The organism is Croceicoccus sp. YJ47 (assembly GCF_016745095.1).
In the GTDB taxonomy this organism is placed as follows: Bacteria; Pseudomonadota; Alphaproteobacteria; order Sphingomonadales; family Sphingomonadaceae; genus Croceicoccus.
In genome coordinates, this window is the sequence record NZ_CP067087.1 from 1,033,569 (window position 1) to 1,055,748 (window position 22,180).

The 22,180-nt window shown below is 65.9% G+C and carries 18 protein-coding genes and 1 pseudogene; 13 read left to right on the forward strand and 6 right to left on the reverse strand.

The window, feature by feature from the left end; all coding sequences use genetic code 11:
* Window positions 1–73: 73 nt before the first annotated feature.
* Entirely contained in the window at window positions 74–385 is a 312-nt protein-coding gene (locus JD971_RS05100) for a DUF1244 domain-containing protein (RefSeq protein ID WP_202086417.1), read from the reverse strand.
* 94 nt (window positions 386–479) lie between these two features.
* Here JD971_RS05100 and pyk point away from each other — a divergent pair, with 94 nt between their 5' ends.
* The 4 genes from pyk to JD971_RS05120 all read left to right on the forward strand — a co-directional run bounded on the left by pyk (window position 480) and on the right by JD971_RS05120 (window position 6,360).
* Entirely contained in the window at window positions 480–1,940 is a 1,461-nt protein-coding gene (gene pyk, locus JD971_RS05105) for a pyruvate kinase (RefSeq protein ID WP_236672276.1), read from the forward strand.
* A 105-nt stretch (window positions 1,941–2,045) separates the two neighbouring features.
* On the forward strand, window positions 2,046–4,340 hold the full coding sequence (locus JD971_RS05110; RefSeq protein ID WP_202086423.1) for a TonB-dependent receptor: 2,295 nt from the start codon (window positions 2,046–2,048) through the stop codon (window positions 4,338–4,340).
* Window positions 4,341–4,394: 54 nt separating this feature from the next.
* Window positions 4,395–5,396 (forward strand): low specificity L-threonine aldolase, encoded by a 1,002-nt coding sequence (locus JD971_RS05115; protein WP_202086426.1) that lies wholly within the window; start codon window positions 4,395–4,397, stop codon window positions 5,394–5,396.
* Window positions 5,359–6,360, forward strand: coding sequence for a DMT family transporter (locus JD971_RS05120; protein ID WP_202086428.1), 1,002 nt, complete (start codon window positions 5,359–5,361; stop codon window positions 6,358–6,360). The genes JD971_RS05115 and JD971_RS05120 overlap by 38 nt, the downstream gene beginning before the upstream one ends.
* On the opposite strand, the gene JD971_RS05125 is transcribed toward JD971_RS05120, so the two are convergent.
* Window positions 6,314–7,135, reverse strand: coding sequence for an SDR family NAD(P)-dependent oxidoreductase (locus JD971_RS05125; protein WP_202086429.1), 822 nt, complete (start codon window positions 7,133–7,135; stop codon window positions 6,314–6,316). The genes JD971_RS05120 and JD971_RS05125 overlap by 47 nt on opposite strands.
* 78 nt (window positions 7,136–7,213) lie before the next feature.
* On the opposite strand from JD971_RS05125, the pseudogene pepN reads away from it, so the two are divergent.
* The 3 genes and pseudogenes from pepN to JD971_RS05140 all read left to right on the forward strand — a co-directional run bounded on the left by pepN (window position 7,214) and on the right by JD971_RS05140 (window position 10,895).
* Window positions 7,214–9,862: pseudogene (gene pepN / locus JD971_RS05130) on the forward strand (aminopeptidase N).
* Between the two features lie 2 nt (window positions 9,863–9,864).
* Entirely contained in the window at window positions 9,865–10,629 is a 765-nt protein-coding gene (gene pgeF, locus JD971_RS05135) for a peptidoglycan editing factor PgeF (protein ID WP_202086430.1), read from the forward strand.
* Window positions 10,630–10,670: 41 nt separating this feature from the next.
* A complete protein-coding gene (locus JD971_RS05140) occupies window positions 10,671–10,895 on the forward strand; it encodes a hypothetical protein (RefSeq protein ID WP_202086431.1) in 225 nt (74 codons plus the stop codon).
* A 24-nt stretch (window positions 10,896–10,919) separates the two neighbouring features.
* Here JD971_RS05140 and JD971_RS05145 read toward each other — a convergent pair whose 3' ends face one another.
* On the reverse strand, window positions 10,920–11,930 hold the full coding sequence (locus JD971_RS05145; protein WP_202086432.1) for a nitronate monooxygenase family protein: 1,011 nt from the start codon (window positions 11,928–11,930) through the stop codon (window positions 10,920–10,922).
* 175 nt (window positions 11,931–12,105) lie between these two features.
* On the opposite strand from JD971_RS05145, the gene katG reads away from it, so the two are divergent.
* Entirely contained in the window at window positions 12,106–14,295 is a 2,190-nt protein-coding gene (gene katG / locus JD971_RS05150; protein ID WP_202086433.1) for a catalase/peroxidase HPI, read from the forward strand.
* 103 nt (window positions 14,296–14,398) lie between these two features.
* Here katG and JD971_RS05155 read toward each other — a convergent pair whose 3' ends face one another.
* The gene (locus JD971_RS05155; protein ID WP_236672277.1) at window positions 14,399–15,667 is read right to left on the reverse strand and encodes an aspartate kinase; all 1,269 of its coding nucleotides are present in this window, start codon (window positions 15,665–15,667) and stop codon (window positions 14,399–14,401) included.
* Window positions 15,668–15,720: 53 nt separating this feature from the next.
* On the opposite strand from JD971_RS05155, the gene ubiG reads away from it, so the two are divergent.
* On the forward strand, window positions 15,721–16,503 hold the full coding sequence (ubiG, locus tag JD971_RS05160) for a bifunctional 2-polyprenyl-6-hydroxyphenol methylase/3-demethylubiquinol 3-O-methyltransferase UbiG (RefSeq protein WP_202086435.1): 783 nt from the start codon (window positions 15,721–15,723) through the stop codon (window positions 16,501–16,503).
* Between the two features lie 7 nt (window positions 16,504–16,510).
* Here the strand turns inward: ubiG and JD971_RS05165 are convergent, their stop codons facing one another.
* Both JD971_RS05165 and JD971_RS05170 read right to left on the reverse strand, forming a co-directional pair.
* The gene (locus tag JD971_RS05165; protein ID WP_202086437.1) at window positions 16,511–17,407 is read right to left on the reverse strand and encodes a dienelactone hydrolase family protein; all 897 of its coding nucleotides are present in this window, start codon (window positions 17,405–17,407) and stop codon (window positions 16,511–16,513) included.
* Window positions 17,408–17,442: 35 nt separating this feature from the next.
* A complete protein-coding gene (locus JD971_RS05170) occupies window positions 17,443–17,793 on the reverse strand; it encodes an ArsC family reductase (RefSeq protein WP_202086439.1) in 351 nt (116 codons plus the stop codon).
* A 221-nt stretch (window positions 17,794–18,014) separates the two neighbouring features.
* On the opposite strand from JD971_RS05170, the gene JD971_RS05175 reads away from it, so the two are divergent.
* The 4 genes from JD971_RS05175 (at window position 18,015) to ahpF (ending at window position 22,145) form a co-directional block, all read left to right on the forward strand.
* Window positions 18,015–18,470: a PAS domain-containing protein gene (locus tag JD971_RS05175; RefSeq protein ID WP_202086442.1), complete on the forward strand. Its 456-nt coding sequence runs from the start codon at window positions 18,015–18,017 to the stop codon at window positions 18,468–18,470.
* A gap of 90 nt (window positions 18,471–18,560) precedes the next feature.
* Window positions 18,561–19,655 (forward strand): chorismate synthase, encoded by a 1,095-nt coding sequence (aroC, locus tag JD971_RS05180; RefSeq protein WP_202086443.1) that lies wholly within the window; start codon window positions 18,561–18,563, stop codon window positions 19,653–19,655.
* Between the two features lie 206 nt (window positions 19,656–19,861).
* Window positions 19,862–20,428, forward strand: coding sequence for an alkyl hydroperoxide reductase subunit C (gene ahpC, locus JD971_RS05185; protein ID WP_202086444.1), 567 nt, complete (start codon window positions 19,862–19,864; stop codon window positions 20,426–20,428).
* A 118-nt stretch (window positions 20,429–20,546) separates the two neighbouring features.
* On the forward strand, window positions 20,547–22,145 hold the full coding sequence (gene ahpF, locus JD971_RS05190; protein ID WP_202086446.1) for an alkyl hydroperoxide reductase subunit F: 1,599 nt from the start codon (window positions 20,547–20,549) through the stop codon (window positions 22,143–22,145).
* Window positions 22,146–22,180 lie beyond the last annotated feature (35 nt).

Genomic DNA, 22,180 nt, shown 5'->3' on the forward strand with positions numbered 1-22,180 from the left:
GGGGGTGAACCCGTGCCCGCGCAATTTATGCACAGGGTGCGCCTCTGCCCGCTCGCCCCGCAGCCTGGGGGCCTCAGATATTGCTCTCCACCTTGTTGCGCTTCACGCTTGCCTCCATCCGGGCGATCTGATCCTGGGTCGCGGGGGTTTGAAGCCGGTCCTTCCACGCGTCCATCGGCATGCCGTGGATGAGCGCGCGGGCCTCGGCCTTGTCACCTTCGTAACCGGCATCGCGGATCCAGTCGGCGAGGCAATTGCGGCAAAACCCCGATAGCCCCATCAATTCGATGTTCTGTGCATCCGTGCGATGCCGCAAATGGCGCACGAGGCGCCGGAACGCGGCGGCGGCCTGTGCATCGGGCAGCGCGTCGAGGGGGTCGGTCATGTCATTTCTCCATTTGAATATCGCCACTAACGCTTGCGAGCGCGGGACTGTGCCCATAGGACTTGCCACTGAGCAGCCATCGGGACAAATCTTCTTGCACAAGTTCGAACCGCGCGACCGCAAGGTCAAGATTCTCGCCACGCTCGGCCCTGCGAGCCGCGACCCCGAAATGATCGAGCGGCTGCTGACCGCGGGCGCCGATGCGTTCCGCGTGAACATGAGCCACGGCGAACATGCCGACCACGCGAAAACCATCGCCGCGATCCGCGCGCTGGAGGAAAAGACCGGACGCCCCATCGGCATCCTGTGCGATCTTCAGGGGCCGAAGCTGCGCGTGGGCAAGTTCAGGGACGGCAAGGCCGTGATCCGCCATTCGGGGCATTTCACGCTCGACCGCCGGGACGAACCGGGCGACGAAACCCGCGTCCAATTGCCGCATCCCGAATTGTTCGGCCTGCTCAAAAAGGGACAGCGCCTGCTGCTCGACGACGGAAAGCTTCGCCTGCGCGTGATTCGCGCCGACGATGACGAGATCCTGTGCAGTGCGGAGGTCGGCGGCGTCATTTCGGACCGCAAGGGCGTGAACGTGCCCGATGCGGAAATCCCCATTCCCGCCCTCACGCCCAAGGATCGCCGCGACCTCGCCTTTGCCGTGGAGCACAAGGCGGACTGGATCGGTCTGTCCTTCGTGCAGCGGCCCGAAGACGTGGCCGAGGCGCGCAAGCTCATGGGCGGATATGGCGCATTGATGGCCAAGATCGAGAAACCGCTGGCCGTGCGGCATCTCGACGAAATTCTCGAACTGTCGGACGGGCTCATGGTGGCGCGCGGCGATCTCGGCGTGGAGCTGAACCCGGAGGAAGTGCCGCCGCTTCAGAAGCGCATCGTGCGGCAGGCGCGCGCTGCGGGCAAACCGGTCGTGGTCGCCACGCAAATGCTGGAATCCATGATCGAAAGCCCCTCGCCCACGCGGGCGGAGGTGTCGGACGTCGCCAATGCGGTCTATGACGGGGCCGATGCGGTCATGCTGTCGGCCGAAACCGCCGCCGGGCAATGGCCGGAGGAAGCCGTCACGATCATGGACCGCATCGCCGGGCAGGTCGAACGCGACCCCGGCTATTCCGAACATATCGCGCTCGGCCATGTTGAGCCCGATGCGACGACATCCGACGCCCTGGCCGAGGCCAGCGCGTCGATCGCCAACACCCTGCCGATCGCGGCGATCACCGTGTTTACCGCATCCGGCAGCACGGCGCGGCGCGTCGCCCGCGAACGGCCCGGCGTGCCTCTGCTCGTGCTGACCCCGGCGGTGAAGACGGCGCGGCGTTCGGCGTTGCTCTGGGGTGCGCACGCGGTCCGCACGAAGGACATCGGCAGTTTCGAGGAGATGATCGCCAAGGGCAAGCGCATGGCACTGCGCAACGGTTTCGGCGCGGCGGGGTCGAAGCTGGTCGTGCTGGCGGGCGTGCCGTTCGGTGTGCCGGGCGCGACGAACCTGCTGCATGTCGTGACCCTTACGGGCAGCGAGCTCGAAGGCTACCCGACCGAACCGTGAGCCTCGGCGCGGCGGGAATAAACGCCTCGCAATTGCAATAAGACGCAACGCGGTATAGCTGCCCGGCGCGAATGATGCACTTCGCGCGTAGGGGTAGGAACGACATTGACCGCAACAGCCGCACTTCGCCGGCCCATTCTGTGCCTGGGCGCCATGATCGCCGGCACGGCCACCGCCAATGCGCAGACCGCGCCTGTGGCGCCTGCCGCGCCGGTGGCCGCCGACGCGATCGTCGTTACCGCGGGCAAGGGCGATACCGGCGCGCTCGACTATCCCGGCCATGTCGCAGCGTATGATGCGGCCATGCTGAACGCGCGGCAGTTTCGCGACCTGTCCTCGCTGACCTATGCCGAACCGAACGTGTCGCTCGACCCCATCGGCACCTTTGCCGGGGTGGCGAATTTCTCGATCCGCGGGCTGGGTGTCAACAGCTCGATCCCGTCGATCGACCCTGCAGTCGGCCTGTTCGTCGACGGCGTGTATGTCGGCATCAATGCGGGCACGGTGTTCGACGCGCTCGACGTGAGCAGCGTCGAGATCCTGCGCGGGCCGCAGGGCGTCTTGTTCGGGCGCAACACGACGGGCGGCGCAGTGCTGGTCGAAACGGGCGACCCATCGTTTCGCGGCGAAGGGCACGCGGGTATCACGTTCGAAACGCCGGTGGACGGCGACCGGGGCGCGCCGATGGCGACGGCGCGGGCGGTGGTGTCGGGACCGCTGTCGGACCGGCTGGCGATCCGATTGGGCGCGCTGCACACCATCGACGGCGGCTATTTCCGTAACGGGTTCAATGACAGCGATTTCGGCGCGGCGCGGACGAGCGTGCTGCGCGGCGGGCTGACCTTCGTGGCGAGCGAGCGGCTGACCATCACGGCCAAGGGCGAATGGCACGACAGCGCGGGCGATGGCGCCCCGACCCAGAACCACGGTCAGCATTCGCGTTACGGCTATACGCTCGCGGTGGACGAGGAAGGGTTTTACGACAGCCGTTCCGATTTTGCGGTGCTGCGCGGCGAGTATCTGCTCGGCAACGGTCGGCTCACCAATATTTTCGGCTGGCGGCAATATGACCTGCGCACGCGGAACGACATCGATTCCAGCGCGGCGTACATATTCCACTCCAACACCGGCACGTCGCAGGAGCAGTTTTCGAACGAGCTGTTCTGGACCGGCGCGTTGGGCCGGGCGAAAATGACGGCGGGCGGCTATGTCTTTACGCAGGATGTCGCCTATGACGAGGATCGCTCGCTTCCGCCGTTCAGCGCGCTCAATTTCTACGGCGGGGGTCGGCAGGATCACGATGTCTACGGCCTCTATGCGCAGGCCGACTACCCGGTCGCGACGCGGCTGACGCTCGGGCTCGGACTGCGCTGGTCGCGGGAGGAGAAGCGCGCCGACATCAGTTTCGTCCGCCCGCGCAACGCCCCCTGTTTCGTGACGCAGGGCACCTGCCCCTTTACCGGCACGAACCCCGTGACCGGAGAGGACAACGGGTTTTCCGATGCGCGCGCCTGGAACAGCCTGTCGCCGCGCATTGCGCTGTCCTACGCCATCGTGCCGGTCGCCAATGCCTATGCGAGCTGGACCCGCGGGCATCGTTCGGGCGGCTATAATCTGCGCGTGACGCAGCCCGCCGCGTTTCAGGATGTCGCCGACCTCCTCGGCAGCGCGGCGTTTGACGAGGAGCGCGTCGACAGTTTCGAGGCGGGCTTCAAATATCGCTCCCCCGGCGGGCGCGCGGCGTTGACCCTCGCCGCGTTCTGGACCGAGGTGGACGACCTGCAACGCGAGGTCAGCGTGGCGAGCGTTGCATCCGGCCTTGCGCAATCGGTCTACAACACCGCCGATGCACGCATTCGCGGCGGCGAGATCGCGGGCCATTTCGCGGTATCGCCGATCGTGACGATCCGCGCCAATGCCGGCTATATCGACGCGCAATATCGCCGCGTGTTTCAGGATATCTCCGGCGACGGCGTGATCGATGGGGCGGATCGCGCGCTCGCTTTGCCGCGCGTGCCGGAATGGACCTATGGCGCCGGCGCGGTGGCCAATCTTCCGGTGCCGGGGGTGCGGCAAGGCGCAATGCTGACCGCCGGCGCGGATTTTCAGCATCGCGACCGCTACGCCTATACCGACAATAATTTCGGCTATGTCGATGCGTTCGACAATCTGGACGCCAGCATCGGCATCGACCTTGGCGATCCGGGCATCCGGCTCACGCTGTTCGGGCGCAATCTGCTCGACAATGTGCAGTTCGGCGGCGACACGCAGATTCCGTTCGCCGCCGGGCCGTTTTCGGATGGGGAGAACACCCCGTTCGACCCCGCGCCCGCCGCCGGTACGTTCAGCCCGCTGATCAAAGGGCGGCGCGTGGGCGTGGAGCTTGCCTTCGACTGGTAAGCCGGCCCTGATACGGCGCTTGACGGCGGCGGCAACGCTTCGCATGGGCGGGATATGCAATTCCTGTCCGACAATGCCGCCCCCGTCCATCCCGCCGTGTGGGACGCCATGCGCGCCGTGGATGCGGCCGATGCGCCCTATGACGGCGATGCGATGTCGGCGGCGCTCGACGCGCGGTTCTCGGCCCTGTTCGGGACCGAATGCGCGGTGCTGTGGACGCCGACGGGGACCGCCGCCAACTGCCTCGCGCTCGCCAGCATGGTGCCCCCGTTCGGCGGCATCGTGTGCCATCGTGAGGCCCATATCGAAGTGGACGAGGGCGGCGCGCCGGGCTTCTTCACCCACGGGGCGAAGCTGATGCTGGCGGACGGGCCGGGCGCGAAACTGACGCCCGATGCCGCCGCCGCGGTCATCGACCCCATCCGCAACGACGTGCACCAGGTGCAGCCCCACGCGATCGCCATCACCCAGGCCAGCGAATATGGCGAATGCTACACCCCCGACGAACTCGCCGCGCTGGGCGAATTTGCGCGCGTGCGCGGCCTTCGTTTCCACATGGACGGCGCGCGCTTTGCCAATGCGGTGGCACATCTGGGCTGCACCCCTGCCGAGGCAAGCAGCCTGCACGGCATCGACAGCCTCGCCTTCGGCTTCATCAAGAACGGCGGCATGGGGGCAGAGGCGCTGGTATTCTTCGACACGGCCCTCGCGGACGAGGCACGGCGGCGGCGCAAGCGGGCCGGGCACCTGTCGTCGAAGGGGCGCTTTCTCGCCGCGCAATTGCTCGCCATGGTGGAGGACGATTTGTGGCTCGCCAATGCGCGCGCCGCGAACGCGGCGGCCGCAGCGCTGGGCGATGCGGCGCCCGAACGGCTGATGCATCCGGTCGAGGCGAACGAGGTCTTCATGACCCTCACGGCGGCGGAGCGCGAGGCGTTGCGCGCGCAAGGCTATCAATTCTACGACTGGGGACAGGATGCGGCGCGGTTCGTCGCGGCATGGAACACCCCCATCGCCGATGCAGAATCGCTCGCCGCCCGGATCGCCGCGTTGTGACCGGCGCAGCCCCCGCCCCGGCCGCGCGGTGCAGCGTTCGTTTTCCGAACCCATCGTGTGGGTGCCCTTCGTCCTGGTGACGTTCATCTGGGGCAGCACCTGGCTCGTCATCAAGGATCAGATCAGCGTCGTGCCGGTCGGCTGGACGGTGGCCTATCGCTTTATGGTGGCGACGATCGGCATGTTCATCCTCGCCGCGGTGCGTGGGGACGGGTTCCGGCTCGGCCCGGGCGGGTGGGGCATGGCGCTGCTCATCGGGATTACGCAATTCGTCGTGAATTTCCAGTTCGTGTACCGGGCGGAGCTTTACCTCACCTCCGGCATCGTGGCGGTGCTCTTCGCGCTCATCCTCATTCCCAATTCGGCGATGAGCTGGCTTTTCCTCAAACGGCGGCAAACGGCGCGCTTCGTCGTCGGATCGGTCATCGCGCTTTCGGGCGTGGCGCTTTTGTTCGCGCATGAATACCGGATCGCGGGCGCCGGGGCCGGGCTTGGCGGCGGGGTCACAATCGGCATCGTGCTCGCGCTCACCGCCACCATGGGCGCGAGCATCGCCAATGTCGCGCAGGATACCGACACCGCCCATGCGCAGCCGTTCATTCCGCTGCTGGCATGGTCAATGCTGATCGGGGCGGCGATCAACGTGGGGCTCGCGCTCGTCATCTATGGCGCGCCGGTGTGGGATCCGCGGTGGGAATATGGCGCGGGGATCCTCTACCTCGGCGTGGTGGGCTCGGTGATGACCTTCCCGCTCTATTTCGGGATCATCCGCATGATCGGCGCGGGAAAGGCCGCCTATATCGGCGTGTCGGTCCCTGTGATCGCCATGATGCTGTCGACCCTGTTCGAGGGATATGTGTGGAGCGGGCTTGCCATGGGCGGTGCGGCGCTCGCGATGGCGGGCCTCATCATCGCGCTCAAGGGGAAGCGGACGCCCCCTCCCCCCGCTCCGCTTCCAGAATAGCGGCCAGCCCCTCCCGAAACGTGGGGTAGAGCGGATACCAGCCCAGCACGCGCTTCGCCTTCACATTGGCGACGCGGCGATTTTCGGCATAGAAGCCGCGCGCCATCGGCGACAGCTCCGCCTCCTCCATCGTCTGGAGCGGCGGCGGCGCGACGTTCAACAGGCGGCACGCCTCCTCCGTGACGGCATTGTGGCTCGCCGGCATGGTATCGGACAGATTATACGCGCCCGGCGGCACGTCATGGGAAAGCGCGGCCATCACCCCGCGGGCGATATCCTCGACATGGACGCGGCTGAACACCTGTCCCGGCATGGCGATGCGGTGGGCGGTGCCGCTGCGCACCTTGTCGAACGCGCTGCGCCCCGGCCCGTATATGCCCGGAAGGCGAAACACATGTGCGCCCTGCGACAGCCAGGCCGCATCGGCGGCGCTGCGCGCGCTGCGCCGGCCGGTGCCGGTGGGCGCGCTTTCATCCACCCACGCCCCGCCCGCGTCGCCATAGACGCCGGTGGAGGAGAGATAGCCACGCCACCCGCCGAACCGCGCCAGCGCCGCACCATGCGTGTCGAGCACGGGATCGCCGCCGCCATCCCGGTCCGGCGGGACGGAGGACAGCACCGCATCCGCCGTGTCCAGCACATCGGCGACCCGCGCCGTATCGGCAAAGTCGAGCGTGCCGTCGCGCCCCGTCGCGCTCACGCCCCAGCCTGCGTCCCGCGCATGGGCGGCAATCCGCGTTGCCGTGTAGCCGAGGCCGAAAATTACGAGATGCATGGGGCCGCCTGCCTTTCGATTGGGGGTATTGGGCGATTGCCCCTTGCCCCGCGCCGCCGAACACGCATGTAGTGCCGCATGGATATTGCCCGCAACCCCGAACGCCCCGACGCCAACCCCGAAATGGCGGATGCCGCCCCCGAACCGCAGGCGCCCGCCACCGTGCGGCGGGAGGATTACACCCCGCCGGCCTGGCTGATCCCCGAAATCCACCTCGATTTCGAGCTGGGGCTGGAGGTGACGAAGCTGCGCACGACGATGAAGGTCGCGCGCAATCCCGACGGGCCGGCCGACCGCACCATCCATCTGTGCGGCGACGGCATCGCGGTGCGGGAGCTGACCATCGATGGCGCGCAGGCCGAAGGCTGGACCATGAGCGGCGCCAACCTGCTGCTCCCCCTGTCGGGCGATGCGGCCTAGATCATGGTGGAGACGCATCTGCATCCCTCCACCAACAGCCAGCTCATGGGCCTCTATGCCTCGAACGGGATGCTCTGCACGCAGTGCGAGGCGGAAGGCTTCCGGCGCATCACGTTTTTCCCGGACCGGCCCGATGTCCTGTCGCGCTATACCGTGCGGATGACGGGGTCGAAGGCGGATTTCCCCGTGCTTTTGTCCAACGGCAATTGCACCGAAGCGGGCGAGGATGGCGACACCCATTACGCGGTGTGGCACGATCCCTGGCCCAAGCCGTCCTATCTCTTCGCACTGGTGGCCGGGCGGCTGGTGTCGCGCCGCGACAGCTTTACCACCATGTCCGGGCGCAAGGTCGATCTCGCCATCTGGGTGCGCGAAGGGGACGAGGACCGCACCGGCCACGCGATGGAATCGCTCAAACACGCGATGCGCTGGGACGAAGAAACGTTCGGGCGGGAATATGACCTCGACCTGTTCAACATCGTGGCCGTGTCCGATTTCAACATGGGCGCGATGGAGAACAAGGGGCTGAACATCTTCAACACCCGCTACATCCTCGCCAATCCGGACACCGCGACCGATGCCGATTACGACGCCATCGAAGGGGTCGTCGGCCATGAATATTTCCACAACTGGTCGGGCAATCGCGTCACCTGCCGCGACTGGTTCCAATTGTCGCTGAAGGAAGGGTTCACCGTCCTGCGCGACCAGATGTTCAGCGCCGCGATGGGCAGCGCGCCGGTCAAGCGGATCGAGGACGTGCGCATCCTGCGCGCCGCGCAGTTCCCGGAGGACAGCGGCCCGCTCGCCCACCCGATCCGGCCCGACAGCTATCAGGAAATCAGCAATTTCTACACCGCGACCGTCTATAACAAGGGCGCCGAGGTCATCCGCATGATGCACGCGATGGCGGGTGACAAGGCGTTCCGCAAAGGCAGCGACCTGTATTTCGAGCGCCACGACGGCGAGGCCGCCACCTGCGAGGATTTCATCACCGCGATGGAGGATGGCGCCGGTCTGGACCTGACGCAATTCCGCCGCTGGTACGAACAGGCGGGCACGCCGCGCGTCACCATGCGGGCGGAGCATCACGAGGCCGAAGGCGCGGTGACGCTGCATTTCACGCAGGCCGTCCCCGCCACCCCCGGACAGCCGGACAAGAAACCGATGCCGATCCCCCTGCGCGTCGCCCTGTTCGACCGGGCGATGCAGCGGCACGGCGGGGAACATCTGCTGATGCTGGACGCTGCGGAAAACAGCTTCCGCTTCACCGGATGCGCGACGCCGCCGGTGGTGTCGGCCAATCGCGGCTTTTCGGCGCCGATCGTACTCGATGCCGAGATGAGCGATACGGATCTCGTGTTCCTCGCCGCGCATGACGATGACAGCTTCGCCCGCTACGAAGCGCAGCAGCAATTGCTGACCCGCGAATTGCTGGGCCGGGACGCGCATGGCGAGAACGGGGACCGCCGTGCCGCCATTGCCGATGCGCTGGCCGCCGTGCTCGACGATACGCGCATCGACGACCTGATGCGGGGCGAGCTGATGACCTTGCCGGCGATCTCGTTCCTGATCGAGCAGGCCGTACCCGCCGATCCGGGTGCGCTGGTCGCCGCGCGCGACGGGTTGCGCGAATATCTGGGCACGCGGTTGTCGGGGCCGCTCACCGCGCTTTACGAGCGTGCCGCCGCCGTGCCCTACGACCTGTCCGCGGAAAGCCGCGGCGCGCGCAAGGTGAAGACGCTCGCGCTCTCGCTGCTTTCCGCAGCGGACGAGGCACACGGCGCGCAGCTGGCGCAGGCGCAATATCGCGCCGCCGACAACATGACCGACCGGCAGGGCGCGATGATGGTGATGGCCAGCCTCGACGTGACCCAGCGCGCGGAATTGCTCGCCGATTTCCACCGCCGCCATGCGGGCGACGCGCTGGTCATCGACAAATGGTTCGCGATCCAGGCCAGCGCCAGCCACGCCGACGTTCTCGATCATGTCGCCGCGCTGGCCGATCATCCCGACTTCACGATGAAGAACCCCAATCGCGTCCGTTCGCTGTACATGACGATGGCGGGCAACCCGGCGGCGTTCCACGACGAAAGCGGGCGCGGCTATGCCATGATCGCCGATCTCATCATCGCGCTCGACCCGATCAATGCGCAAACGGCGGCGCGCTTCGTCCCCGCGCTTGGCCGCTGGCGCCGGATCGAACCGAAGCGGGCCGCGATGATGCGCGCCGCGCTGGAACGGATTGCGGCCCGGCCCCGATTGTCGAAGGACGTGCGCGAGCAGGTCGGCAAGAGCCTCGAGGACTGAACATGTCGGTCGACATCATTCGCTGCGACGTGCTCGACGGGATGGAGCATGGCTTTCTCGGGCGGCGCGGGGGCATATCGTCAGGGCAATATGCGGGATTGAATGTCGGGCTGGGCTCCGACGATCTGCCACGCGCCATCGCCGCCAACCGGACGCGCGCCGTCGATGCCGTGATGCCCGGAGGCGAATTGTGCACCGTGTTTCAAGTGCATTCGGCGGACGCGGTGACGATCCGCTCCCCCTTTCCCGACGATGCCCGGCCCCATGCCGATGCGATGGTGACCGACCGGCCCGGCCTCCTGCTCGGCATATTGACCGCCGATTGCGCGCCCGTTCTGCTCGCCGATACGGCGGCGGGGGTGGTTGGCGCAGCGCATGCGGGATGGCGCGGCGCGATCGGCGGGGTGACCGACGCGGTCATCACGGCGATGGAGGAACTGGGCGCATCGCGCGACAATATCGGCGCCGCGATCGGGCCATGCATCGCACAGAAAAGCTACGAGGTGGACGACGGCTTCCGCCTGACCTTCGTGGGCCGGGACGAGGCGAACGAGCGATTTTTCAAGGACGGGCGCCCCGGCCATGCGCAATTCGACCTTGCCGGATATGTTGCATCGCGCCTTGCCGATGCGGGCATTTCGCGCATCGCCATCACCGGCGAGGACACCGCATCGCAGCCGGATCGCTATTTTTCCTACCGCCGTGCGACATTGGCAGGGGAAAGCGGATATGGCCGGCAGATCAGCCTGATCGGCATTGCATCATAGGATGCTTGCGTTTGGCAAATGTGTGGGGATAATCGCGCCCGATGACCGAGCAGACAACCGACAGCGCCGAAACCGCGAAGCTTCGCCACGAAATGCGCAACCTTGAAGCGCAGATCGAAATGCTGTGCCGTCTGCTGTCCGAAGGGGCCGAACGGCTCGAACAGATCGTCGCCGACGATTGCGCGCCCGAACGCCGCGAAGAGGCGATGAAAACCGCCCGCCGCCTGCGCCGCGCGACGGAGACCAGCCGCAGCATCGGCGACTGATACCCCGTCTGCGCGTTCCCTGCCCTACCGGCGGGTCAGCGCATCCTCGGACTGTGCCATAAGGTCTGCCAGAATGGTCGCGACCGGCTCCTCCGCCGTGACCATGCCGACCGACTGCCCCGCCATGAGCGAGCCGTTCTCCACATCGCCGTCGATCACCGCGCGGCGCAGCGCGCCCGCCCAGTAATGCTCGATCTGCAATTGCGCCTCCGCCATTTCGAGGCCTTCTGTATCCAGCATGCCGGCCACTTCGCGCTGTTTCGTGGTGAACGCCTCGGTGCCCTTGTTCTTCAACGCGCGCACCGGAATGACCGGGAGCCGCGCGTCGAGCTGCACGCTCGCCACCGCGTCGCGGGCATTGGCGCGGAAAAACGCCTTCTTGAAATCGGGATGGGCGATCGATTCGGTGGCGCAGGCAAAGCGCGTGCCAAGCTGCACGCCCGCCGCCCCCATTTCGAGATAGCCTGCCATCGCCTCCCCCCGGCCAATGCCGCCCGCCACGAAGACGAGGTGATCGCCCGATAGCGAGGGCAGGAATTCCTGCGCCAGCACGCTGGTCGAGACAGGGCCGATATGGCCGCCTGCCTCCATCCCCTCGATCACCATGGCGTCGGCGCCGGAACGCAGCAATTTCTTCGCCAGCGCGAGCGTCGGGGCAAAGCAGATCACCTTCGCGCCCGAGGCCTTGATCGCCTCGACGCTGCCCTTGGGCGGCAATCCGCCGGCCAGCACGACATGGCCGACGCCATGCCCGGCGCACACATCGATCAATGCCATGATGTCGGGATGCATCGTGATGAGGTTCACGCCGAACGGGCGATCGGTCATCGCCTTGGTCGCGGCGATTTCGGCGTCGAGCAATTCCGGCGTCATCGCCCCGCACGCGATCACGCCGAACCCGCCCGCATTGGACATGGCCGACACCAGGTTCCGTTCGGAAACCCAGCTCATCGCGCCGCACATGATTGCATATTCGCTGCCGAGGAAATCGGCGCCGCGCCGCATCAGCGCGGCTGTTTTCACAAAATCACTCATGGGGACGGCGCTTACGCCCGCCGGGGCGTTGCGGCAATAGGAGGATTCGTAATCGAATAAAGCGTTTACTCTATCCGTTATGCATCGTTTTACCCGATGATCGGATAAGGGCTATGAGTGAGGCGTTGCAGATAGCGGGGTGCGACGCCCCACAGATGGAAGAGGATGAGACGACATGGACGTAGCGACTGGATCGATCCCCGGCGGCGGATGCCCCTTTGGCCACGATGGCGGCGTGCGCGGCTTGCTCGGCCGGCAGAGCCGCGACTGGTGGCCCGACGCATTGCAGCTCGAGATCCTGCATCAGGGCGGCACCTCGCCCGACCCGATGGGCGACGATTTCGATTATGCCGAGGCGTTCAACGCGCTCGATTACGACGCGCTGAAGGCCGACCTCCACGCGCTGATGACCGATTCGAAGCCGTGGTGGCCTACCGATTACGGGCATTACGGCCCGTTCTTCATCCGCATGGCATGGCACGCGGCGGGCACCTACCGCACCGCCGACGGCCGCGGCGGCGCGTCGAGCGGGCAGCAGCGTTTCGCCCCGCTCAACAGCTGGCCCGACAATGCCAATCTCGACAAGGCGCGCCGACTGCTCTGGCCGATCAAGCAGAAATACGGAAAGAACATCAGCTGGGCCGATCTGTTCATCCTGACGGGCAATGTCGCGATCGAATCGATGGGCGGCCCGGTGTTCGGCTTCGGCGGCGGGCGCAAGGACGTCTATGCCCCCGAAACCGACGTATACTGGGGCACCGAGGAGGAATGGCTCGGCCAGACGCGCATCGACCCGGACAAGGAGCTGGAACTCGAAAACCCGCTCGCCGCGATTCAGATGGGGCTGATCTACGTCAATCCCGAAGGTCCGGGCGGCGAGCCCGACCCGATGGGTTCGGCACGCGACATCCGCGAAACCTTCGCCCGCATGGCGATGAATGACGAGGAAACCGTCGCGCTGACCGCTGGCGGCCACACCTTTGGCAAGTGCCACGGCGCGGGCGACGCGAATCTCGTCGGGGCCGATCCCGAAGGCGCGGATATCGCGATGCAGGGTCTTGGCTGGACCAGCGGATTCGAAAGCGGGATGGGCGAGCACACCATCACGTCGGGCCTCGAAGGCGCGTGGACGCCCACGCCGACGACATGGGACATGAGCTATTTCGAGATGCTGCTCGACCATGAGTACGAGCTGGTGAAAAGCCCGGCCGGCGCGCATCAGTGGCAGCCCAAGGTCGACAGCGACGACGAACTCGCCCCCGATGCCCACCGCGATGGGAAGCGCGTGCCGACCATGATGACCACCGCCGACATGGCGATGAAGGTCGATCCCGAATATCGCAAGATTTCGGAACGGTTCCGCGCCAACCCGGACGAATTCGCCGACGCCTTCGCCCGCGCGTGGTTCAAGCTGACGCACCGCGACATGGGGCCGAAAATCCGCTATCACGGGCCGGAAGTTCCGGGCGAAGACCTGATCTGGCAGGACCCTGTCCCCGCCGGAACCGCGCCGTCCGATGGCGATGTTTCCGCGTTGAAGGATGCGATCCTGGCGAGCGGGCTTTCCATCGGCGCGCTGGTGCGCACGGCATGGGCGTCTGCCTCCACCTATCGCAAATCGGACCATCGCGGCGGCGCGAACGGGGCGCATATCCGCTTCGCTCCGCAGCGCGAGTGGGCGGTGAACGAGCCGGAAGAGCTGGCGAAGGTGCTGAACACGCTGGAGGATATTCGCGGGGATCGTGCGATTTCCATGGCCGACATGATCGTGCTGGCCGGGACGGCGGCGGTGGAAAAGGCGGCCAAGGATGCCGGTTTCGCCATCGACGTGCCCTTCACCGGCGGCCGCGGCGATGCGTTGGAGGAATGGACCGATGCCGAAAGCTTCGAGCCGCTCGAACCCAAGGCGGATGGTTTCCGCAATTACCTGTCGACCAAGCATGCGGTAAAGACCGAGGAGCTATTGCTCGACCGGGCGCAATTGCTGGGCCTGTCGGCGCCGGAAATGACGGTGCTGGTCGGCGGCTTGCGCGTGCTGGGCGCCAATCACGGGGATAGCGAGCACGGCGTGCTGACGAAGCGCAAAGGTCAGCTGACCAATGATTTCTTCGTCAACCTGCTCGACATGAACACGGCGTGGAAGGTCGTGGACGAAAGCGGGGACGAGGAATTCATCGGCTCGGATCGTGCCAGCGATGCGGAAATCTGGCGCGCGACCCGCACCGACCTGATCTTCGGTTCGAACTCGCAATTGCGCTCGATCGCCGAGGTCTATGCCGAAAACGGGCACGAGCAGAAATTCGTGACGGACTTCGTCAAGGCATGGACGAAAGTGATGAACGCCGATCGTTTCGACCTGAAATAATCGGGCCCGAATGACCGAATAGCCGGGCGTCCCCCCTGAAAGCGTCCGGCACTTCGCCCCGCCCCTGTTCAACGGGGGCGGGGCGATTTTCTGCGCAAAAGGATCAGGCCGCCTCGTCCACCGCGTCCAGACCGTAGGCGGTGTGGAGGACACGCACGGCCAGCTCGGTCTCGTCCTCGTCGATGAGCACCGACACCTTGATTTCCGATGTCGTGATCGCCTGGATATTGATGCCGCGGTCGGCCAGGGCGGCGAACATCTGTGCCGCGACGCCGGCGTGGCTCTTCATGCCGACGCCCACGACGCTGATCTTCGCGACCTGGCTGTCGGTGATGATGCGGTTGAAGCCGATGCTCTCGCGCCGGTCTTCGAGCAGCGCCTGCGTGCGGGCGAGGTCGGCCTGCGGCACGGTGAAGGTCACGTCGGTTTCGCCCTTTTCGCGGCCGACGTTCTGGATAATCATGTCCACGTTGATCGACGCATCGGCCAGCGGGGTGAAGATATTGGCGACTGCGCCCGGCTTGTCCGGCACGCGGGTCAGGATGACCTTGGCCTCGTTCTTGTCATGCGCAATGCCGGTGACGTGTTGGCGTTCCATGTCCAGCTTCTCCATTTCCTCGTCAGAGACGATCAGTGTTCCCGGCAGATCGTCGGCCGGCGGCGCGTCGTCGTCGATGAAGCTCGACAGGACCTGCACACGCACGCCTTCCTTCATCGCCAGCCCGACCGAGCGGGTCTGCAGCACCTTTGCCCCGACGCTGGCGAGTTCGAGCATTTCCTCATACGTCACCGCCTTCAGCTTGCGCGCGCGGGCGACGATGCGGGGGTCGGTGGTATAGACGCCGTCGACGTCGGTATAGATGTCGCAGCGGTCCGCAGAAATCGCCGCCGCCACCGCCACGGCGGAGGTGTCGGACCCGCCGCGCCCCATGGTGGTCACGCGCCCGTCGATCGACAGCCCCTGAAACCCCGGCAGCACGGCAATCTCGCCTGCCGCCATCGCATTGCACAGCCGGTCGGAATCGATCGCATCGACGCGCGCCTTCGCATGGCTTTCCACCGTGCGGATCGGCACCTGCCAGCCCATCCACGACCGCGCCTTGCAGCCCAGCGCCTGAAGCGTGAGGGCGAGCAGCCCCGCCGTCACCTGTTCACCGCTGGCGACGACGACGTCATATTCCGCCGGGTCGAAAAGCGGGTTCGCCTCCCGGCAGAAATTGACCAGCCGGTCGGTTTCGCCCGCCATGGCCGACACGACGACGGCGACCTCGTGGCCGGCTTCTTGCTGACGCCGCACGATATTGGCGACGCGGCGAATACGCTCCGTCCCTGCCATCGAGGTGCCGCCGAATTTCATCACGATACGCGCCAAGCCGCTGTGCCTTTCGCTGGAAGTGGGTTCGCGGCGCTGTTAGTCTGACTGCTATGGAAAATGCAACTGTATCACCTGAAACCGGCTCATCGCCCGAAACCCGTGCCGCGGCCCCCGTCGGCGCGACCATCCGTGCGGACGAGGCCGCGCATTTCGGCGCGCTCGCCCGCGAATGGTGGGATCCTGCGGGATCGTCGGCGATGTTGCACCGGCTCAATCCCGTGCGGCTGCGCTATATTCGCGAGGCGATCGATGCGCATTGGGCGGGCGATATTCATGCGCGCCGGCCTCTTGGGGACAAGCGCGCGCTCGACGTCGGGTGCGGCGCGGGGCTGCTGTGCGAACCGCTGGCCCGGCTCGGCGGGGCGGTCACGGGCGTCGATGCGGCGGCGGAAAACATCGCGGTGGCGCGCGCCCATGCCGATGCGATGGGCCTTTCCATCGATTACCATGCGGGCGAGCTGGCCGCGCTGGAGGACGGTCCGTTCGACCTCGTCACCTCGATGGAAGTGATCGAACATGTCGCGGACAAGGGCGCCTTCGTCCACGCGTTGTCGCAAAAGCTCGCGCCGGGCGGGTTGATGATCCTGTCCACCCCGAACCGGACGGCGCGGTCGCGGCTGCTGCTGGTGGAGGGGGCGGAACGGCTCGGCATGGTGCCGCGGGGCACGCATGACTGGAACCGGTTCATCATTCCGGACGAGCTTGAGGCATTGCTGCGCGCCGCGGGGCTGGCGATGCACAACCTTCGCGGCATCGGCTTTTCACCGATGCGCGGGCTGGAACTGTCCGACGATCTGGCGCTGAACTATATCGTGACGGTCACGCGCGACTAAGGCCCGGTTACAAGGCGGCGTAAAGCGAGAGGATCGCGGCAAAGGCCCGGTTCGCCGCCGCCGCGTCATAGGCGGGCGAATCGATCACGGTCCAGCCATGGTCGGCGGGATAGACCTCCACCACCGCGGGCACGTTCGCCGCATCGGCGGCCTCGCGCAGCGCGGTCTTGGCCGAGGGATCCTTCGCATCGTCGTTCTGCGCGATGGCGAACAGGAACGCAGCCTGCGTCTGATCCAGAATGCGATGCGGGCTGTTCGATTCGTCGACGACCAGCCCCCCGCCGTGGAGCGAGGCCGCCGCCCGCACCCGCGCGGGCACCGCCGCCGCCGTGCGCACGGTATAGGGACCGCCCATGCAATACCCCTGCGTCCCGATGCCGCGCGTCGTATCGACGGCGGCCTGCGCATCGAGCCATGCGATGAAGGCGCGCGCATCGGTTGTCGTGCGGGCGGGATTGATCGCCTGACGCATGGGTTCGATCTTCGCGCTGCCTTCGGGCGTGCGCCATTCGCTGAACGTGTCGAGGATCGGGGCGCGGGCGTTGCGATAATAATGGTTCACGGCGAGCACGGCATAACCCTCCTGCGCGAACTTGCGCGCCTTCACCTTGAACGCCTCGCGCAGGCCGGCGACATCGGGCCAGAGCAGGATTGCCGGGCGGCGCCCTTCGGCGGGGTGGACGAAAAACGCATCGGCGGTGCCGTCGGGCGTCGCAATATCGACCATGCCCTCGGTCAATCCGGCCCCGGCATCGGCGCCGCCCATGCCGCCATCCATCGTGGTGCAGGACGCGGCGAAAGCGGCCGCCCCCATCGCGGCGAATTGCCGCCGGGAAAGGCCGCGCCGCGCGAGCGCCGCATCATGCTCGGAAAAATCGTCCGGGCCGGTTCTGTCCTCGCACATGGGTCACGCTCCTGTCGCTGTTCTCGATCCGGCGCCTAGAGCAATGCGGCGCGCCATTCCGCCTCGTCGAATCCAACCAGCAGACCGCCCGCATGTTCCACCACCGGCCGTTTGATCAGTGCGGGATGCTCCACCATGAGCGCTACTCCCGCATCGTCGTCGATTGCCTCCTTCGCCGTATCCGGCAGCTTGCGCCACGTGGTCCCCCGCCGGTTGAGAAGCGTATCGCGCCCCGCCGTCCGCATCCATCCGGCGAGCCGGTCGGGATCGGTCCCGTCCTTCCTGAAATCATGGAACCGGTAGTCCACCCCTTCGGTATCCAGCCATTTGCGCGCCTTGCGCACGGTGTCGCAATTGGGAATGCCGTAAAGCACGATCTGGGTCATGGGCGTGATGCTCCTGTCGATGGGAATGAACGCAACGGCGCCCGGTGATGATTACGGTTAATGTCGTGCGTCGCGGTTAATATTGGATGGCCCGGCCCCCGCATCGAACCCCGCGATTCCCCATAGGGCACCTATAAACCGTCCCTCAAGTGCCGTCCTGTATCGTTGGGTTGGGCACCGTGGGTGACCTCCATGCGCGAATTTCGAACTGGTCCAAGGCAATGAAAGAGAAATCTCAGAGGGATCACCCCCGCGTGGTGTCGCTTCACCCCTTCGAAGGCATCGTGCTTTCCCACGGGGATAGTGCGCTCGAGCTGCTCATGCAGAGCGAGGATTGCGTCAAGATCCTGGGCGTGGACGGCACGCTGGAGCATATCAATTGCGGCGGGTTGCGCGCTTTGGAACTTGCCCATGAAAGTGAAATCCTCGGCAGGATATGGTGGGACATCTGGCCGGAGCGATCCCGTCCCTTCGTGCGGCGCGAATTCATGGAGGCGCTCTCCGGATCGCCGCGCATGTTCAAGGCACGTTGCCCCACCGCGCTCGGCACGCCGCGGTGCTGGTCGGTCAATCTCAAGCCGCTGATTTCGCGGGCGGGGCCGGTGGTGTCGATCCTGTGCGTGTCGCGCGACATTACCGAAGATAGCGACACGGCGGAGATCGCACAGATCGCCTGACCCCTGCGCGGTCCATCGGTTGCGGTGGACATTTGCGCACAAAACGCCAAAAGCGCCCCCACCATCCCATCCGATTGCAGGGGCCAGGACATGAGCGTAAACACATTCGGCCGCGTGCTGCGCTTTACCACGTGGGGCGAAAGCCACGGGCCCGCGCTGGGCGCCGTGGTCGACGGGTGCCCGCCGGGCATCGCCCTCTCCGAAACCGACATACAACCCTTCCTCGACGCGCGCCGTCCCGGCACCAGCCGTTTCACGACACAGCGGCGCGAACCCGACGCGGTGCGCATATTGTCGGGCGTGTTCGCGGGGGAAGACGCGGTGCAGCGCACGACGGGGACGCCGATCTCGCTCATGATCGAAAATACCGATCAACGCTCGAAGGATTATTCGGACGTCGCGCAAAGCTATCGCCCCGGCCACGCCGATTATGCCTATGACGCGAAATATGGCTTTCGCGATTATCGCGGCGGCGGGCGGAGCAGCGCACGCGAAACCGCGGCGCGGGTCGCGGCGGGTGCCGTGGCGCGGCGAATCGTGGGCGGCGTGACGATCCGCGCATGGGTGTCGGCCATCGGCGGCGACGCGATCGACCCTGCGAATTTCGATGGGGAGGAAATCGGCCGGAACCCCTTTTTCTGTCCCGACGCCAAGGCCGCCGAACGCTGGACCGCGGCGGTGGATGACGCGCGCAAGGCCGGCTCCTCGCTCGGCGCGGTGGTCGAATGCGAGGCGGTGGGCGTGCCCGCCGGATGGGGCGCGCCCGTCTATGGCAAGCTGGACGCCGATCTGGCCGCCGCGATGATGGGCATCAACGCGGTAAAGGGCGTGGAAATCGGCGACGGCTTCGGCGCCGCGGCGCTCCGCGGGGAGGAAAACGCCGACCCGATGCGGCCCGGTGCGGACGGCGTGACCTTCGCCGCCAATCACGCAGGCGGCATCGCCGGCGGCATTTCGACGGGACAGCCCGTGCGCGTGCGGGTCGCGTTCAAGCCGACCTCGTCCATCCTCATCCCCGTGCCGACCGTAACCCGCGACGGCGGGGCCGGCGAAATCGTCACGAAAGGCCGCCACGATCCATGCGTCGGCATTCGCGGCGTGCCGGTGGTGGAGGCGATGATGGCGCTTGTCCTTGCCGATCATGCGATGCTGCATCGGGCGCAATGCGGGCCGGGCGAATTGTGAGACCCTGAAATTCCGCGCTGCATCAACGGCTTGCCGCGTTGATCGAACGTTTCGGCTGACGCAGAAGGTTTCATCGATTTACTCGATTAATATCATCGCTTTTTGCCGCTTGGGTTTTGGCAGGCGCACACCTATCTCAGCATCAGAAATTCGAAGGGTGCGGCGCTGCTGCCGCGCTCTTTCCCACCGCAAAAGGAGAAGACCGCATGGGTATCATCGGAAGCCAGATCAAGCCGTTCAACGCCACCGCCTATCAGGAAGGCAAGGATTTCTTCGAGGTTTCGGACAGCGACGTGAAGGGCCACTGGTCGGTATTCTTCTTCTATCCCGCCGACTTCACCTTCGTCTGCCCGACCGAGCTCGAAGATCTCGCCGGTCAGTACGACACGCTCAAGAACATGGATGTCGAGGTGTATTCGGTTTCGACCGACACGCATTTCAGCCACAAGGCATGGCACGACACCTCGGACAAGATCGGCAAGATCAAGTTCCCGATGCTCGGCGATCAGCTCCACACGCTGTCGAACAATTTCGGCGTCCTGCGTGAGGAAATGGGCCTCGCCGACCGTGCGACCTTCCTCGTCGATCCCGACGGCGTGATCCAGGTCATGGAAATCACGAGCGAAGGCGTCGGCCGTAACGCCAAGGAACTGGTCCGCAAGATCAAGGCCGCGCAATATGTCCGCGCCAACCCGGGCCAGGTCTGCCCCGCGAACTGGGAAGAAGGCAGCGACACGCTGGCGCCCTCGCTGGATCTCGTCGGCAAGATCTAAACGTTTCGCCCTTTTTCGTAAGGGCCATGACGATGCGCGCGGCCCGGGGTGGGATACGCCGCCCCGGGCCGTGCTGCGTCCGGCCTCCGCGCAACAATCAGCTTAACAGGAAACAGACATGCTCGACGCCAATCTGAAGCAGCAGCTGCAAAACTATCTCGGCAATCTCAAGACGCCGATCGAGCTTGTCGCCAGCCTTGGCGACGATGCAAAATCGGCCGAAACGAAGGAACTGCTGGACGAAATCGCGTCCCAGTCGAACAAGGTCACCGTGGTCGAGGGCGGCACGAACGCCCGCAAGCCCAGCTTCGACATTCGCCGCGCGGACGATCATTCCGCCTCCGTCACCTTTGCGGGCCTGCCGCTGGGACACGAATTCACCTCGCTGGTGCTCGCGCTGCTGTGGGCCGGCGGCCATCCGCCCAAGGTCGATGCCGATGTGATCGAACAGATCCGCAATCTCGACGGCCAGTTCGATTTCGAAATGTATTTCTCGCTGTCCTGCCACAATTGCCCCGACGTGGTGCAGGCCCTGACGCTGATGGCGATCTACAACCCCAACGTCACCGCCACGCTGATCGAGGGCGGCACGTACAAGGACGAGGTCGAAAAGCACGACGTCATGGCCGTGCCTGCGGTCTATCTCAACGGCGAACCCTTTGCGAACGGGCGCATGGACGTGAAGGAGATCCTGGCCAAGGTGGACACCGGCGCGTCGGCGCGTGCGGCGGAAAAGCTCGCGGCGAAGGATGCGTTCGAGGTGCTCGTCATCGGCGGCGGCCCGGCGGGCGCGTCGGCGGCGATCTACACCGCGCGAAAAGGGTTCAGCACCGGCATCGCGGCGCAGCGTTTCGGCGGGCAAGTGATGGACACGATGGGGATCGAGAATTTCATCTCCGTCGATTACACCGAAGGCCCGAAACTGGCCGCCGCGCTCGAAAACCACGTTGCGCAATATGACATCGACGTGATGAACCTTCAGAATGCGAGCAAGTTCGTGCCCGCCACGCAAAAGGGCGGCCTGCACGAAGTCCTGTTCGACAATGGCGCATCGCTGAAGGCGCGGTCGGTGATCATCACCACCGGGGCCCGCTGGCGCCAGCTCGGCGTGCCGGGCGAGGAGGAGTACAAGAACAAGGGCGTCGCCTATTGCCCGCACTGCGACGGGCCGCTGTACAAGGGCAAGCGCGTCGGCGTGATCGGCGGCGGCAATTCCGGCGTGGAGGCGGCGATCGACCTTGCCAATATCGTCGGCCATGTCACGCTGATCGAATTCGACAGCCAGCTGCGGGCCGATTCGGTGCTGGTCGACAAGCTGAAGAGCTTTGCCAATGTCGAGATCGTCACCTCCGCGCAGACCACCGAGGTCACCGGCGACGGCAAGAAGATGAACGGCCTCGTCTACAAGGACCGCGACAGCGGCGAGGAGCGCAAGGTCGATCTCGACGGCGTGTTCGTGCAGATCGGGCTCGTCCCCAACAGCGAATGGCTGAAGGACAGCGGCATTGATCTGTCGGATCGCGGCGAGGTGAAGATCGACGAGCGCGGCGCCACCAACCTGCCCGGCGTGTTCGCGGCGGGCGACGTGACCACCGTGCCGTACAAGCAGATCGTCATCGCCATGGGCGAAGGGTCGAAGGCGGCATTGTCGGCATTCGACTACATCATCCGCACCGAACCGGCGGAGGAGATCGCCGCGGCGGCGCAGGCGGCCTGAACCGGCGCGATTACCCGAGAAACGGGGCGGCGGCC

What these genes read in the sequence shown, in the direction of transcription:
- JD971_RS05100 (WP_202086417.1), bottom strand. Translation starts at nt 385, where the DNA reads ATGACCGACCCCCTCGACGCGCTGCCCGATGCACAGGCCGCCGCCGCG.
- JD971_RS05115 (WP_202086426.1), top strand. Translation starts at nt 4,395, where the DNA reads ATGCAATTCCTGTCCGACAATGCCGCCCCCGTCCATCCCGCCGTGTGG.
- JD971_RS05120 (WP_202086428.1), top strand. Translation starts at nt 5,359, where the DNA reads ATGCAGAATCGCTCGCCGCCCGGATCGCCGCGTTGTGACCGGCGCAGC.
- JD971_RS05125 (WP_202086429.1), bottom strand. Translation starts at nt 7,135, where the DNA reads ATGCATCTCGTAATTTTCGGCCTCGGCTACACGGCAACGCGGATTGCC.
- pgeF (WP_202086430.1), top strand. Translation starts at nt 9,865, where the DNA reads ATGTCGGTCGACATCATTCGCTGCGACGTGCTCGACGGGATGGAGCAT.
- JD971_RS05140 (WP_202086431.1), top strand. Translation starts at nt 10,671, where the DNA reads ATGACCGAGCAGACAACCGACAGCGCCGAAACCGCGAAGCTTCGCCAC.
- JD971_RS05145 (WP_202086432.1), bottom strand. Translation starts at nt 11,930, where the DNA reads ATGAGTGATTTTGTGAAAACAGCCGCGCTGATGCGGCGCGGCGCCGAT.
- katG (WP_202086433.1), top strand. Translation starts at nt 12,106, where the DNA reads ATGGACGTAGCGACTGGATCGATCCCCGGCGGCGGATGCCCCTTTGGC.
- ubiG (WP_202086435.1), top strand. Translation starts at nt 15,721, where the DNA reads ATGGAAAATGCAACTGTATCACCTGAAACCGGCTCATCGCCCGAAACC.
- JD971_RS05165 (WP_202086437.1), bottom strand. Translation starts at nt 17,407, where the DNA reads ATGTGCGAGGACAGAACCGGCCCGGACGATTTTTCCGAGCATGATGCG.
- JD971_RS05170 (WP_202086439.1), bottom strand. Translation starts at nt 17,793, where the DNA reads ATGACCCAGATCGTGCTTTACGGCATTCCCAATTGCGACACCGTGCGC.
- JD971_RS05175 (WP_202086442.1), top strand. Translation starts at nt 18,015, where the DNA reads ATGAAAGAGAAATCTCAGAGGGATCACCCCCGCGTGGTGTCGCTTCAC.
- aroC (WP_202086443.1), top strand. Translation starts at nt 18,561, where the DNA reads ATGAGCGTAAACACATTCGGCCGCGTGCTGCGCTTTACCACGTGGGGC.
- ahpC (WP_202086444.1), top strand. Translation starts at nt 19,862, where the DNA reads ATGGGTATCATCGGAAGCCAGATCAAGCCGTTCAACGCCACCGCCTAT.
- ahpF (WP_202086446.1), top strand. Translation starts at nt 20,547, where the DNA reads ATGCTCGACGCCAATCTGAAGCAGCAGCTGCAAAACTATCTCGGCAAT.